Source organism: Subtercola boreus (genome assembly GCF_006716115.1).
GTDB lineage: Bacteria > Actinomycetota > Actinomycetes > Actinomycetales > Microbacteriaceae > Subtercola > Subtercola boreus.
Map to the genome: position 1 here is coordinate 3,662,603 of NZ_VFOO01000001.1, position 13,505 is coordinate 3,676,107.

A 13,505-nucleotide genomic window follows, 5' to 3' on the forward strand; every position below is an offset into this window, starting at 1 on the left:
AACTGCCCGGGAGCCGCATTTATTCCCGCTTCGCAACGATCTCTGGCCCGATTTTGCCGACCGCAGACGCGCGGTGGCCTGCCCGCACCTCCAGCGCCTGCCGGGCATCCTCGAAGAGCGGGTCGTAGAACGCCGAACGGTAGGCGGCGGTGGTGGTGGCCGAGATGAGGAAGTTGAGCGACGAGACGCAGCTCAGGAACACCGCCGTCTTGACGAGCGCGGCATCGACGGGAAGGCGGATGCCGGCCAGCTCGAGCGGCTCCCGCCCCGGCCCGAGCCAGCTGTCGAGCAGGCCTCCGCTGAACGCGATCTGGCCGAGCGCGGTGAGGAAGAGACAGACCAGGCCGGAGAAGATGGCCACCTGGAAGCCCTGCGCGAGCACGAGCACGGTGGTCACGTTGAGGTGTTCGAGGCGACTGAGCGGTGGGCCCGTGTTCTCGAGCCCGACCGTCTCCCGGCGGGTGACGGGAACGATGAAGAAGAGGCCGAGCGCCACGAAGAACGCCACGACGCCGGCCAGGCGCTCCGTCGACATCGCATTCGTCACCTCCCAGAGCGTGCGGGAGAAGAACGACACCACCACGACGAGCATGAGGAGGGGCAGGGCGCGGGTCGTCAGCTCGCCGAGCGCCCTCAGCTGCCGGATCGCCGACCGCAGGGACCAGCTCGCGAGCGACCCGAGCCCGAGCCCGGTGGCTGTGAGAGCGAGTGCGGCGGTGCCGGCGGCGCGTACGGTGCCGAGCAGGGCTCCCGTGCTCTCCAGCGGGCTGCTGCCGTCTGCTAGTGGATGCCCGGCGAGCCACGGGGCGACCACGACGTAGTACGCGAGAAGCATCCAGCCGGCCACGGTCATCCCGCGCGGCGAGGAGCTGAGCCAGGCGCTGGAACACAGGAACGCAAGCGCCGGGGCGAGGAACAGCACGACGAGCCCGAAGCCGGTGAGCACGAGCAGCACGAAGCCGGCGACGGGAGCACCGCTGTCGAGGCTGATTCTGGTGTGGTCGACCATCCAGCCCGCAAGATCGTACGAGCTCAGCAGCGTGATGAACGGCGCCGTGCGGGCGACCAGCAGCAGAGCGCGCTGCCCCGGTGCCACGAACCACGGCAGGCCGCGGGAGCGCAGCCAGCGCTCGGCCTCACCGTCGCCCCCGTGCTCGGGCTCCGCCCGCGATGGATCTGTGAGCATGACGTGACGATACCTCAAATATGATAGAAATGGAGGATGTCTCGTCTCTCCGTCACCAACCCATTCCCACTCGGTCTTCTCCGTTCGCGCCCGCTCGGGCGTCTCGCAGCAGCAGGAGGCCTGATCCTCGTCCTCGTGGGAGGGCCGGCAAACGGGGCGCTTGCCTCTGGAGTGAGCCAGATGATTCCCGCAGCGGCTCACGTCCACTCGGTGATACCCACCATCTCGCCAGCTACGCTGCAGACCGCTGTCATCGGGCTGGGCTATCTCGACCAAGTGACTGCCAACGGAACTGCGCCCCTCAATTTTCGAACGTTCGACGCCCTCCCGCCCGGTCTCTCGCTCCAGTCGAGCGGCGTCATTCAAGGCACACCGCTGCCCACGGCTCTGCGTTCCGTCACGATCAACGTCGAAGTGTTCAATGCTGACGGCTCGGCGACGGCGCAGGTCACCATCCCGGTCAGGCCAGCCATCGGTCCGACCCTCACGTCGACGACCCTGCCGCCGGCCTCGATCGGAACTCTCTACTCAGAGAAGATCGCGCGCACCGGAGACGGGCGGATCGATTTCACGTCCGCGAGTCCGCTTCCGCCGGGCCTTGACCTCGATCTCGACGGAACCATCCACGGGGTCCCCACTGCGACCACCTCTTCTGCTTTCGATGTCACCGTGCAGGCAGTCAGCTTCCACGGGTTCGGGAGGGCCACTGCTGTGTTCACGATTCCCATCGCCAACCCACTGCGCGCCCCGGTGTTCACCTCTGGTTCGCCGATGGCAGGGGTCGTTGGTGCACCGTACTCGTTCGCGCCCTCCGCGACAGGAGAGCCAGCGCCGACATATTCGATCAGCTCAGGAAGACTGCCTTCAGGACTGCAGATCGATTCGGTGTCGGGGCTGATCTCCGGAACGCCGCTGGAGGCGCTGACCGCGAGATTCTCTGTTTCCGCGACGAATGCCGCTGGCAGCGCCGCGGCTGAACTCTCGATCACCATCACGGCTGCCGCAACGACACCCCCGACAACGGGAGCGACCCCGCCCGCGACGCTCACTCCGACCCCCGGGTCTTCGGGTGTTGGCGGAACGGCCGCCGGCGTTGCGGGCGAGGGCTCCTCGCGAGGGACGCGAGGCACGGAACTGGCAGAGACCGGTCTCTCCGTGCTGGGAGTCGTCGGGGGCGCTGCTGCTGCGGCCCTGCTGCTGGCAGCCCTGGGTGGCCTCCTGCTCGCAGCCTCGGCCCGCCGGAGCGCTCGCCGAGGAGCGTGACGTTCTACGCTCACCGGTGGCGGCAGAAGAAAGAGGCGGGCACCCGAAGGGGTACCCGCCTCTTTTCCATCCGTCAGACGACGGGAGCGAATTTATTCGCGGACGTCTTCGTCGACCCAGTCCATCGACTTCGTGACGGCCTTCTTCCAGTTGCGGTAGAGGCGAGCGCGCTCGTCCTCGTCCATGTTGGGCTCCCAGCGCTTGTCTTCGAGCCAGTTGGCACGGAGGTCGTCGAGGTTGGCCCAGAAGCCGGTCGCAAGACCAGCGGCGTAGGCGGCACCGAGCGCGGTGGTCTCGGCAACGACCGGGCGAACCACGGGCACGCCGAGGATGTCGGCCTGGAACTGCAGCAGAGTGTCGTTCTGCGTGGCACCGCCGTCGACCTTGAGCTCGGTCAGCGGAACACCGGAGTCGGCGTTGACAGCGTCGATGACCTCTTTGGTCTGGAACGCGATCGCTTCGAGCGCGGCCCGGGCGATGTGGCCCTTGTTGACATACCGCGTGAGGCCCACGAGGGCACCACGGGCATCCGACCGCCAGTACGGAGCGAACAGGCCGGAGAACGCCGGAACGAAGTACGCGCCACCGTTGTCGTCGACCGTCTTCGCCAACGTTTCGACCTCAGGGGCCGAGCTGATGATGCCGAGGTTGTCGCGCAGCCACTGCACGAGCGAACCCGTGACAGCGATCGAGCCTTCGAGCGCGTAGTGCGTCTCGCCGTCGCCCAGCTTGTAGCCGATCGTCGTCAGCAGGCCGTTCTCGCTCTTCACGATCTCGGTGTCCGTGTTGAAGATGATGAAGTTGCCGGTGCCGTAGGTGTTCTTCGCCTCACCCTTGTCGTAGGCGGCCTGGCCGAACGTGGCAGCCTGCTGGTCGCCGAGGATGCCCGCGATGGGCACCTCGCGCAGCAGCGAGTTGTCACTGGCCGTGCCGTAGACCTCGGAGGAGCTCTTGACGGTCGGCAGCATCGACTTCGGCACACCGAAGTCGGCGAGGATGTCGTCGCGCCACTCCAGGGTCTTGAGGTCGAGGAACATGGTGCGGGAGGCGTTGGTCACGTCGGTGACGTGGACGCCGCCGTTGACGCCGCCGGTCAGGTTCCAGAGAACCCAGGTGTCGGTCGTGCCGAAGATGAGATCGCCGGCTTCGGCGCGCTCGCGGGCTCCGTCGACGTTCTCGAGGATCCAGACGATCTTCGTGCCGGCGAAGTAGGTCGAGAGCGGCAGGCCCACGATGTCCTTGTACTTCTCGACGCCGTCGGAGCCGGCGAGCCGGTCGACGATGGACTGCGTACGCGTGTCCTGCCAGACGATGGCGTTGTACACGGGCTCGCCGGTGTTCTTGTCCCACACCACAGCGGTCTCGCGCTGGTTGGTGATACCGATCGACACGATGTCGTGGCGGGTCAGGTTGGCCTTCGAGAGAGCCTGGCCGATGACCTCACGGACGTTGTCCCAGATCTCCTTGGGGTTGTGCTCGACCCAGCCCGCCTTCGGGAAGATCTGCTCGTGCTCCTTCTGGCCCGTCGAGACGATTCCACCCTCGTGGTTGAAGATGATGGCGCGCGACGAGGTGGTTCCCTGGTCGATGGCGATGACGTACTGCTCGCTCATTGAATACTCCTTTGTAGTTTCTTAGGTTCCGGGATGCGTCAGGTCAGGATCGGCAGCAGCGGGATGGCCAGCAGACCGGCCAGGATGCCACCGATGATCGGGCCCACCACGGGAACCCATGAGTACGACCAGTCGGAGCTGCCCTTGCCCTTGATCGGCAGGAGGAAGTGCGCGATGCGGGGGCCGAGGTCACGGGCCGGGTTGATGGCGTAGCCGGTCGGGCCACCGAGGGAGGCGCCGATACCGATCACGAGCAGGGCGACAGGCAGTGCTGCGAGAGCGTCGAGTCCGCCGCCGCCGCTGTTGCGGGAGAAGCCGATGACGACGAAGACCAGCACGAAGGTGCCGATGATCTCGGTGACGAGGTTCCAGCCGTAGGAACGGATGGACGGACCGGTCGAGAACACGCCCAGCTTGTTGGCCGGCTCGGGCTCTTCATCGAAGTGCTGCTTGTAGGCGAGCCAGGTGAAGACCGCACCGATGATCGCACCGATGAGCTGCGCGGCGATGAACGCGAGGATCGACAGTGCGTTGACGTCGACCTGGGTGTTCGCGCCACCGAAGTGCGTGGCACCATTCGCCCAGAGGCCGAGCGTGACGGCCGGGTTGAGGTGGGCTCCGGAAGCGTACGAGACGATGACACCGGCGAAGACGGCGAGGCCCCAGCCGATGTTGACCATCAGGGTGCCCCCGTTGAAGCCCTTTGACTTCGTGAGGGCGACGTTGGCGACGACGCCAGTGCCGAGGAGCACGAGGAGGGCAGTACCCACCAGCTCCGAGAGGAAATCAGTACCGAGATGATCCACGTTGACCTTTCTTTTGGGGCGACTTCGCCACGTTGTGTGCCTCGAGCGCGAGGCGCGGATCGGAGCCGATTGAAACCTAGCGCCGACCGCGCCTCGTGAACAAGGCGTATGTCATGCACATCCGTGCATAATTCTGTACTGCTCTGCAGGCCGCGGGGTGGCGGCCACGGGGCTACTTTGCAGCGGCCACCGTCTCGGCGGCGGCGGACGGAACCGCTGCCTCGAGGATGAGGCCGTGGAAGAACGAGAGGTTCTCCACCGCCAGTGTGCGCTCGGCGGCCGACTGCTCCGCCGACCAGCCGAGCTTCGAGGCGACGATCTCGCTCAGTTCGTCGAACACGGGCTGGGTGAGCCCGCCAACGAAGGCGACGATCGTACGCCGCAGCACGACGTCGGTCAGGTGCACGACGTACTCCGAACCGATGAGGTAGTCGAGCTCTGCCGTGCTGTACTCGGGCAGCGAGACGAGGGGCTTGTCGTCGCTGCTCGCGCCGATGGCGGCGATCAGCTCGGTTGCCTTGGTGCCGTAGCGCTTCAGGAGCTGGGTGGTGCGTGCCGGCGTCAGCCCGCCGGAGTTCTTCGCGACCCACGCCTTGACGCCGGAGTCGGTCGTCGGGAAGTCGACGCCGCCACCGATCTGCAGGTTCTCCGTGCTCACGGAGCGGGTCAGCTTCAGCAGGGCCAGTGTCTCGTTCGTGAGGTGTTCGGCGAGGGCGCGCCACGTCGTCCACTTGCCGCCGACCAGGCTCAGCATCGGCGTCTTCTTGTCGCCGGCGAAGACGGTCTGCTCGATGCGGTAGTCGCGTGACACGAAGCCGGGGGCGGTGTCGTCGTGCTTCGGCAGCGGACGGATACCCGAATACCGGAACACGATCTGCGAACGGTCGATCGCGATGGTTGGGAAAACGTGCGAGACCAATTCGAAGAAGTAGTCGACCTCCTCCTCGGTGCAGACGGCAGGCTCGGACGGGTCGGCGTCGATGTCGGTCGTGCCGACGAGAACACGGCCGTTCAGCGGGTAGATCAGCACGATGCGGCCGTCGTTGTTCTCGAAGAACATCTCTCCTCCCGCGCAGGCGTCGAAGAGTTCCTGGTTGTCGAGAACGATGTGCGAGCCCTTGGTGCCGCCCATGAAGCTCGTCACCTTGCCGAGGGAGGCGTTGGTGAGGTCGGTCCAGGGGCCCGAGGTGTTCACGACGACATCCGCCTTGACGGTGAATTCGGTGCCACTGACCGTGTCGCGGAGCACCACGCCTTCGGGCGACGAGCCGATCGCCTCGACATAGTTGGTGTGCCGGGCCTTGCCCTTGCCTGCCACGACGCCGTCGGCAACGATGTCGAGGGCCAGGCGCTCGGGGTTCTCGACGGCAGCGTCGTAGTAGCGGGCGGTGTACTTCACCGTGTCGCGGAGCTTCGGGAACTTCTGCATGCTCTTCTTGTGGCCCTTGAACTCATGGCGGGGCACGGTGCCGCCGTCGCGTGAGAACGAGTCGTAGCCGGTGAGCCCCAGCTTGATGAGCAGGGCGCCGCGTTCCTTGGTCTTGCCGCCCGGCTTGTGGGTCAGCAGGCGGAGGGGGGCGGAGAGGATGCCCGAGAAGGTGGAGAAGATCGGGATGGTCGTGGGAAGGGGCTTCACGTAGTGGGGCGCCAGACGGAGCAGACGGTTGCGCTCCTGCACGGATTCGCGCACGAGGCGGAACTCACCGTTCTCGAGGTAGCGCACGCCGCCGTGGATCATGTGGCTGGACGCGGCCGATGCGCCGGACACGTAGTCGCTGCGTTCGATGAGGATCACGTCGACGCCCTGGAGTGCCAGGTCGCGGAACGTACCCACGCCGTTGATGCCGCCGCCGATGACCAGCACCTGTGCCGACGGACGGTCGATGATTGCCTGAACGTCGCTGCGGAGCCCTGTGTTCGCGATCGATTCGGAGTTTGTGTCAGTCACTTTTCACTCGCCTTCGTGTAAGTCCCCGGTTGCAGCCGTGCAATCCGTGTGACTCAATACATAATGAGAACTGTGACACGAATGGTCAAGGGAGTTGCACACATGTGCAAACCGAGGGAAGGCTCACGATGAGACAACCGGTGGCCGAGCATCCGGCAGCCAGCGAGCGGGTGCGTGACGCCCTCCGGGCCGCGCACCTCTACTACATGCAGGATCTGACGATGGAAGCCATCGCGGCGGAGCTGCACACCTCGCGATCGTCGGTGTCGAGACTCATCAGTTACGCCCGCGAAGCGGGGCTCGTCGAGATCCAGGTGAAGACGCCGGCCGAACGCATCTCCACGACGCTCCAGCGCATCCAGGACAAACACCACGTGACCGTGCACGTCGTTCCGGTGCCCGACTCGGCGAACGAGATCGACCGCCTCGAGCGGGTGGGGATGTCGGCCGCGCGCATCCTGAACCAGTACTTCGACTCGAACATGACGATGGGCATCGCGTGGGGGAGCACGATGAGTGCCGTGAGCCGGCACCTGCAGCCGAAAGTCACCCACAATTCGCAGATCGTGCAGTTGAACGGTGCCGCGAACACCCGGACGACAGGCATCGTGTACGCCAGCGAGATCATGAGCCGGTTCGGGGCTGCCTACGGCGCCTATGTGCAGCAGTTCCCGGTGCCGGCGTTCTTCGACGACCCGGCGACGAAGAAGGTGCTCTGGCGGGAACGCAGCATCCGGCGGGTGCTCGACATCCAGAAGCGGATGGATGTCGCGCTCTTCGGCCTCGGCACGCCGCTGTCAGACGTGCCGGGCCACGTCTACACCAGCGGGTACCTCGACGACCAGGACTTCCAGAGCCTGACCGCGTCGGATGTCGTCGGTGATGTCGCGACCGTGTTCTACCGCGCGGACGGCTCCAGCTCCGACGTGCCCATGAACATGCGCTCGAGCGGGCCGCCCCTCGAGCAGCTCGCCCGCGTCTCCCGGCGTATCTGCGTGGTCTCCGGCAAGTCCCGGATGCCCGCCCTCCGCGGCGCGCTGGCCGCACACCTGATCACCGACCTGATCGTCGACGAGGCCACGGTGCACGGCCTGCTGGACGATTAGGCTGCTCAGGCCGTCCAGGCGCTGACGGTGTCGAGGGCCGCGACCTCGTCGGGGGTGAGCGTGACGTTGGCGACGGCGACGAGGTCGGCGACCTGGGACGGCTTCGAGGCGCTGGCGATCGGCGCGACGACGGTGGGCTTGGCCAGTAGCCAGGCGAGGGCCGTCGTCGTGATGCTCGCGCCGTGCGCTCTGCCGATCTCGTCGAGGGCATCGATGATCGCGAGTCCCTGTGTGGAGACGAACTTCGCGGCACCCGAGGCGCGGGGTGAATCGCCGAGGTCGTCCTTCGAGCGGTACTTTCCGGTGAGGAAGCCGCTGGCCAGGGAGTAATAAGGTACGACTCCGAGGTTCTCCCGCTCGGCGATCGGCGCGAGAGTGTCTTCGAAGTCGTTTCGGTGCACGAGGTTGTAGTGGGGCTGCAGGGCGACCGGCAGAGCGAAACCGTTGGCTCGGGCGACCGCGAAGTACTCCTCGATGCGCTCGGGCGAGTAGTTCGACAGGGCGATGTAGCGCACCTTGCCGGCCTTCACGAGGTCGTCGAAGGCCCCGGCGGTCTCCTCCAGCGGGGTCTCCTCGTCGTCGAAGTGGGCGAAGTACAGGTCGATCACGTCGGTCTGCAGGCGCCCGAGCGAGGCGTCGGCGGCGGCGCGGATGTTCGCTGCCGCCAGTCCCAGGAAGTCGGGGTGCCTGCTCACCTTCGTCGCCACGACGATTCCGTCGCGATTGCCGCGGGCGGTCATCCACTCGCCGATGATCGTCTCGGACTCGCCGCCGTGGTTGCCCGGCGCGAACGCGGAGTAGGAGTCTGCGGTGTCGATGAAGTCGCCGCCGGCCGCGGTGTAGGCGTCGAGGATGTCGAAGGAGGTGTCACGGTCGGCCGTCCAGCCGAACACATTGCCGCCGAGGGAGAGGGGGAAGACGTCGAGGTCGCTGGAGCCGATGCGGGTCATGTTCATCCTTTCGAGATGCTTCAAGGCTACGCCGCGTGCGGCAGGGGTGAGGGCGTGTCCGACACTCTCGTCGAGGTGGCCGCCGGAGGAAGGCATCGCTGATGCCGGGCGGGCTCGAAGGTTCTTTCGCTAACCTCAGACACATGTCGCCACAGGATGCCCCGGCCGAACAGAGCGTGATCCTCGACATCGAGGCGGGCATCGCGCAGCTCTTCCGTTCGGCGCGGTACGTGATCCGGCGCTATTCGGCGGAGGTGCATCCGGAGCTCCAGCCCACCGGATTCTCGATCCTCCGGCACATCGCGCAGTCGGGCCCGTCGCAGGCGAGCTCCATCATCGCCGCGACCGGGCTCGACAAGAGTGCCGTGAGTCGGCAGTTGAGCGCGCTGCGGGCGCTCGGTCTGCTCGCCACGCGGCCCGATCCGACGGATGGCCGGTCGAGCTACCTCGTCACGACACCGCTCGCCGAGGAGCGGCTCGCGGCGGTGCGCCGGCTCGTCACGCTCGACTATGCGGAGCGCTTCGAGACCTGGAGCGGCGACGAGTTGACGACCTTCGCCCGCCTGCTCGAGCGCTTCAACGACAATCCGCCGGGCGTGCCGCGATGACCTTTCGAGCCGCGCGGAGGATGTCGGCGCTCGGCGCTGCCTGAGAGTTCTGCTGAGAGGGTTCGCGGCGAAATCGCAGCCTGCTCATCACGGTTCGACAGGTGCCCGACCTACGCTTTCACGGCCCGTCCGACTCGGCGGGGCAGGAGGAGGTCACGTGGTCGGCAGGGCGAGAGCGGTAGTGGGGCTGGTGGTCGCGAGTGCGCTGGCCGGCGTGCTGGTGACGGCGATGTTCACCCCGGCGGTCGCTCTCGGCGGTGTGGTGGTGGGATCCTCCCTCGATGCCTTCGACAACCTGCCCGACTACATCAAGCCCGACACGCTCTCGCAGACGTCGAGCATCTACTCGCAGGACGCCGACGGCAACCGCACCCTTCTGGCCTCGTTCTACGACCAGAACCGGCAGGAGGTGGGCTGGGGCGCCATCTCGCAGTACTTCAAGGACGCGATCGTGTCGACGGAGGATCCGCGGTTCTATGTGCATGGCGGCATGGATGTTCAGTCCACCGTTCGCGCGCTCGTCTCGAACACGGTGTCGGGCGGTGTCGAGTCGGGGGCGTCGACGATCTCGCAGCAGTACGTGAAGAACATCCTCGTGCAGCGCGCGGAGGCGATCAGCGACCCGACGGCGGAGGCCGCGGCCTACGCCGACGCCACCGCCACGACGGCCGACCGCAAACTGAAGGAGCTGAAGCTCTCGATCGGTCTCGAGAAGGAGTACAGCAAAGACGACATCCTGCTCGGCTACATGAACATCGCACTGTTCGGGGGCCGCGTGTACGGCATCCAGGCCGCGTCGCAGTACTACTTCGGGGTGAACGCGGATGCGCTGACGCTGGCGCAGGCCGCCAGTCTCGCCGCGATGGTGAACGCGCCCGAGGCGCTCCGCATCGACGTTCCCGACAACATCGCCGCCAACACCGCCCGGCGGAACGAAGACGTGCTCGCCTCGATGCTCAAGGAGCACACGATCACCCAGGTGCAGTACGACGACGCCGTCGCCACACCGGTGACCCCGAACATCACCCAGCCCTCGACGGGCTGCCAGACGGCAGCGGACGGCGCGGGTTTCTTCTGCGACTACGTGAAGAACATCATCCTGAACGACACGACGTTCGGTGCGTCGGCGGATGACCGGGCGAACGCCCTCAACCGGGGCGGCTACACGATCGTCACCACCCTCGACCCGGCCCTGCAGGCCGCAGCGAACCAGGCGGTGACCGACTACGTGCCCTCGTCGATGTCGAGCGTCGACATCGGGGGAGCGTTCGTCACGGTGCAGCCCGGCACCGGCAAGATCGTTGCCATGGCCCAGAACAAGACGTACAGCCAGGATCCGTCGGCGGATCCGGCCACCAATACGGCCATCAACTACAGTACGGATGCCGCGTACGGCGGCTCGGCCGGCTTCCAGAACGGGTCGACGAGCAAGCTCTTCGTGCTGATGGACTGGCTGAAGAGCGGGCGTTCGCTGAACGACTTCGTGAACGGCTCGAACAACCAGAAGTTCTCGGCCTCGAACATCACGAACAGCTGCGGTGCCACCGTGAACGGCACCTACACGGCAGGCAACGACGCCGGCGAATCGGGCGGTACGGCATCCGTGCTGACGCAGTTCGAGGACTCGGTGAACAACGCCTTCCTGAACATGGCCACCAAGCTCGACCTCTGCGACATCAATGCGATCGCCACGGCGTTCGGGATGCACCGGGCCGACGGCGCGGCGATGGACACCGGCCTCTACGCCACCGTGCTCGGCGGCAACGAGGTCTCCCCGCTGACGATGGCGGCCGCCTATGCGGGAGTTGCCAACAACGGCATGTTCTGCACGCCCGTCGCCATCTCGAGCATCACGGACTCGACCGGCGCGGCCGTCGCGGTGCCGCAGAGCACCTGCACGCAGGCGATCGACCCCGCGATCGCGCAGACGGCGCTCTATGCCATGCAGGGCGTCATCCAGGCGGGGACGGCCACCACGGCGAACCCCGCCGACGGCACCCCGCACTTCGGCAAGACCGGTACGACCGATGCTGAGAAGGATGTCTGGCTCGTCGGCGGCACCACGCAGCTCGTCTCGGCCTCGTGGGTCGGCAATGTGACCGGGAACGTGTCGATCCGGCAGACCGCGGTGACGGGCGGCAACGACGTCACGGTGCGGAGCGGACTCTCGCGGCTCTACGTCTGGAAGGAGTTCTACCAGGGCACCGCCGATGACCGCGGTGGCAACAGTTTCCCGCTGCCGGCGTCGGCGTCGCGCGGCTCCGGATCGGGTACAGGGCGCAGCACGGCCACGCCGACACCCTCCTCGACGCCCTCGCCCTCGTCGACGGCCGCGCCCGACGCCCCCACCGGCGACGGCACCTCTCCCGCGGCGGACCCTGCCGCGACGCCCCCGGCGGTTCCCGTGCCGACATCCACGCCCGCCGGCTGACCCCGGGCACTTCCCCTCCCTCCTCATCCCTGACGCGCGCGGGTGTGCGGGGAGGGCGGGGGTGGGCGGAGGTGCGGGGGCGCGGCGAAGCGCGCTTGACTCTGACGCTGCGTCAACCTCTACCGTGGGGTGAGTAGGCGGCCACGAGGGTCGCCCCGACCGGAGCCCAGGAGGCCGACATGACACGGGAATGGCCGATCCAGCAGATCGCGGCGCTCGCCGGAACGACGAGCCGCACGCTCCGGCACTACGGCGACCTGGGGCTGCTCGCGCCCAGCCGAATCGGCGCGAACGGTTACCGCTACTACGACCAGACGGCTCTCGTTCGGCTGCAGCGCATCCTGATGCTGCGTCGACTGGGTCTGGGCCTGCCCGCTGTCGCCGAGGTTCTCGCGAACCAGACCGATCCGATGTCGGCGCTCGACGCGCACCTCGACGGCCTCCGGCTCGAGCAGCAACGGATCGCGCGCCAGATCACTGCGGTCGAGGCCACACTAGACGCCCTTCAGAAAGGAACCCCTCTCATGGCAGAGACGATGTTCGACGGATTCGACCACGCGCAGTACGAGCCCGAGGTGACGGAGCGCTGGGGCGGTTCCGCGTGCGCCGCCTCCGACTCGTGGTGGCGAGGGTTGACGGATGACCGGCAGCGCGAATTCCAGGCCGAGGGCCGCGCGACGGCGGCGGCGTTCGGGGCGCTGAACCTGGCCGGAGCCGAACCCACAGGCCCCGAGGCGCAAGCTCTGGCGCGGTGCCACGTCGCCTGGTTGGCCGAGGCGACGGGCTCCGTCTCGGCGGAGTACCTCGTCGGGCTGGGTGACCTGTACGTGGCCGACGACCGCTTCGGCCGCACGTACGACCGCCACGGCCCGGGCACGGCCGCCTTCGTGCGCGATGCGCTGCGCGCGTTCGCGGCCACACTGCCCGCCTGACCGGCCAGGCCGGGCATCCGTCCTTTCGCGACGGACGAACGTCAGCTGACACGGCGCTCCAGGGAGGCCCGTGCCGGCTGAGGTTCGTCCGTCTGAACAGAACCGGCTCGAATCCGGCGGGGCCAGGGGTCAGGGGGCGGGCGGCGGCGGAGGTGCGTCCGCGATGACGCGGCGGTAGACCTCGGCCACGCGGGCAAGGTACAGCTCGATCGCGGCACGCTCCGACGGGGCGAAGTCGTCGAGCACGGCATCCACGCCGAAGATGAGCGGGCGGAGCGCCGTGAAGGTGCGGGCGACGGATGCCTCGGCCGGAACGACGCGTACGCTCCGGCGGTCGCTCGGGTGCGCCTCGCGCGAGGCGTGGCCGGCCTTCTCGAGCCGGTCGATCACGAGCGTGGTGGCGGCGGTGGTGATGCCGAGCCGGTGGGCGAGCTCGGTGGGGCTGAGCGGGCCGGACTGGATCAGGTGCTCCATGGCGCCGAGGTCGGTGCTGTTGATGGAGAGGTGCGCGGCCAGCACGCGCTCGAAGTCCGCCGTGAGATTCAGCAGCTCGCGGAAGCTCAGGCTCGCCTGCTGCATGCCCGGGAAGGGTGCATCCGAGGCCGTCATGCAGATCATCCTATCCTCTGTTATTGTCAAGTAGCTTAACAATCAGGCAAGTA

11 protein-coding genes are annotated in these 13,505 nt (G+C 67.1%); 5 read left to right on the forward strand and 6 right to left on the reverse strand.

Annotated features, from left to right (window positions below):
• Window positions 1–19: 19 nt before the first annotated feature.
• Complete coding sequence (locus FB464_RS17140) at window positions 20–1,186, reverse strand: hypothetical protein (RefSeq protein ID WP_116415953.1); 1,167 nt, start codon at window positions 1,184–1,186, stop codon at window positions 20–22.
• A gap of 180 nt (window positions 1,187–1,366) precedes the next feature.
• On the opposite strand from FB464_RS17140, the gene FB464_RS17145 reads away from it, so the two are divergent.
• Complete coding sequence (locus FB464_RS17145) at window positions 1,367–2,449, forward strand: putative Ig domain-containing protein (protein WP_116415952.1); 1,083 nt, start codon at window positions 1,367–1,369, stop codon at window positions 2,447–2,449.
• A 92-nt stretch (window positions 2,450–2,541) separates the two neighbouring features.
• On the opposite strand, the gene glpK is transcribed toward FB464_RS17145, so the two are convergent.
• From glpK to FB464_RS17160, 3 genes are all read right to left on the reverse strand, one after another.
• A complete protein-coding gene (glpK, locus tag FB464_RS17150; protein WP_116415951.1) occupies window positions 2,542–4,062 on the reverse strand; it encodes a glycerol kinase GlpK in 1,521 nt (506 codons plus the stop codon).
• A 38-nt stretch (window positions 4,063–4,100) separates the two neighbouring features.
• Entirely contained in the window at window positions 4,101–4,868 is a 768-nt protein-coding gene (locus tag FB464_RS17155) for an MIP/aquaporin family protein (protein ID WP_116415950.1), read from the reverse strand.
• A gap of 172 nt (window positions 4,869–5,040) precedes the next feature.
• Window positions 5,041–6,816, reverse strand: a complete 1,776-nt coding sequence (locus FB464_RS17160; RefSeq protein ID WP_211327418.1) for a glycerol-3-phosphate dehydrogenase/oxidase — start codon at window positions 6,814–6,816, stop codon at window positions 5,041–5,043.
• Between the two features lie 128 nt (window positions 6,817–6,944).
• On the opposite strand from FB464_RS17160, the gene FB464_RS17165 reads away from it, so the two are divergent.
• Window positions 6,945–7,922, forward strand: a complete 978-nt coding sequence (locus tag FB464_RS17165) for a sugar-binding transcriptional regulator (RefSeq protein ID WP_116415949.1) — start codon at window positions 6,945–6,947, stop codon at window positions 7,920–7,922.
• A gap of 5 nt (window positions 7,923–7,927) precedes the next feature.
• Here FB464_RS17165 and FB464_RS17170 read toward each other — a convergent pair whose 3' ends face one another.
• Window positions 7,928–8,872, reverse strand: a complete 945-nt coding sequence (locus FB464_RS17170; protein WP_116416735.1) for an aldo/keto reductase — start codon at window positions 8,870–8,872, stop codon at window positions 7,928–7,930.
• A 143-nt stretch (window positions 8,873–9,015) separates the two neighbouring features.
• Here FB464_RS17170 and FB464_RS17175 point away from each other — a divergent pair, with 143 nt between their 5' ends.
• From FB464_RS17175 to FB464_RS17185, 3 genes are all read left to right on the forward strand, one after another.
• Window positions 9,016–9,480: a MarR family winged helix-turn-helix transcriptional regulator gene (locus FB464_RS17175; RefSeq protein WP_170151990.1), complete on the forward strand. Its 465-nt coding sequence runs from the start codon at window positions 9,016–9,018 to the stop codon at window positions 9,478–9,480.
• 157 nt (window positions 9,481–9,637) lie between these two features.
• Entirely contained in the window at window positions 9,638–11,911 is a 2,274-nt protein-coding gene (locus FB464_RS17180) for a transglycosylase domain-containing protein (RefSeq protein WP_142206747.1), read from the forward strand.
• Between the two features lie 179 nt (window positions 11,912–12,090).
• Window positions 12,091–12,843, forward strand: coding sequence for a MerR family transcriptional regulator (locus FB464_RS17185; RefSeq protein ID WP_116415946.1), 753 nt, complete (start codon window positions 12,091–12,093; stop codon window positions 12,841–12,843).
• A 129-nt stretch (window positions 12,844–12,972) separates the two neighbouring features.
• On the opposite strand, the gene FB464_RS17190 is transcribed toward FB464_RS17185, so the two are convergent.
• Window positions 12,973–13,452, reverse strand: a complete 480-nt coding sequence (locus FB464_RS17190) for a MarR family winged helix-turn-helix transcriptional regulator (RefSeq protein WP_246093121.1) — start codon at window positions 13,450–13,452, stop codon at window positions 12,973–12,975.
• Window positions 13,453–13,505: the final 53 nt, after the last annotated feature.

Coding starts and splice junctions, on each gene's coding strand:
- FB464_RS17140 (WP_116415953.1), bottom strand. CDS start 1,186: ATGCTCACAGATCCATCGCGGGCGGAGCCCGAGCACGGGGGCGACGGT.
- FB464_RS17145 (WP_116415952.1), top strand. CDS start 1,367: ATGATTCCCGCAGCGGCTCACGTCCACTCGGTGATACCCACCATCTCG.
- glpK (WP_116415951.1), bottom strand. CDS start 4,062: ATGAGCGAGCAGTACGTCATCGCCATCGACCAGGGAACCACCTCGTCG.
- FB464_RS17165 (WP_116415949.1), top strand. CDS start 6,945: ATGAGACAACCGGTGGCCGAGCATCCGGCAGCCAGCGAGCGGGTGCGT.
- FB464_RS17170 (WP_116416735.1), bottom strand. CDS start 8,872: ATGACCCGCATCGGCTCCAGCGACCTCGACGTCTTCCCCCTCTCCCTC.
- FB464_RS17175 (WP_170151990.1), top strand. CDS start 9,016: ATGTCGCCACAGGATGCCCCGGCCGAACAGAGCGTGATCCTCGACATC.
- FB464_RS17185 (WP_116415946.1), top strand. CDS start 12,091: ATGACACGGGAATGGCCGATCCAGCAGATCGCGGCGCTCGCCGGAACG.
- FB464_RS17190 (WP_246093121.1), bottom strand. CDS start 13,452: ATGACGGCCTCGGATGCACCCTTCCCGGGCATGCAGCAGGCGAGCCTG.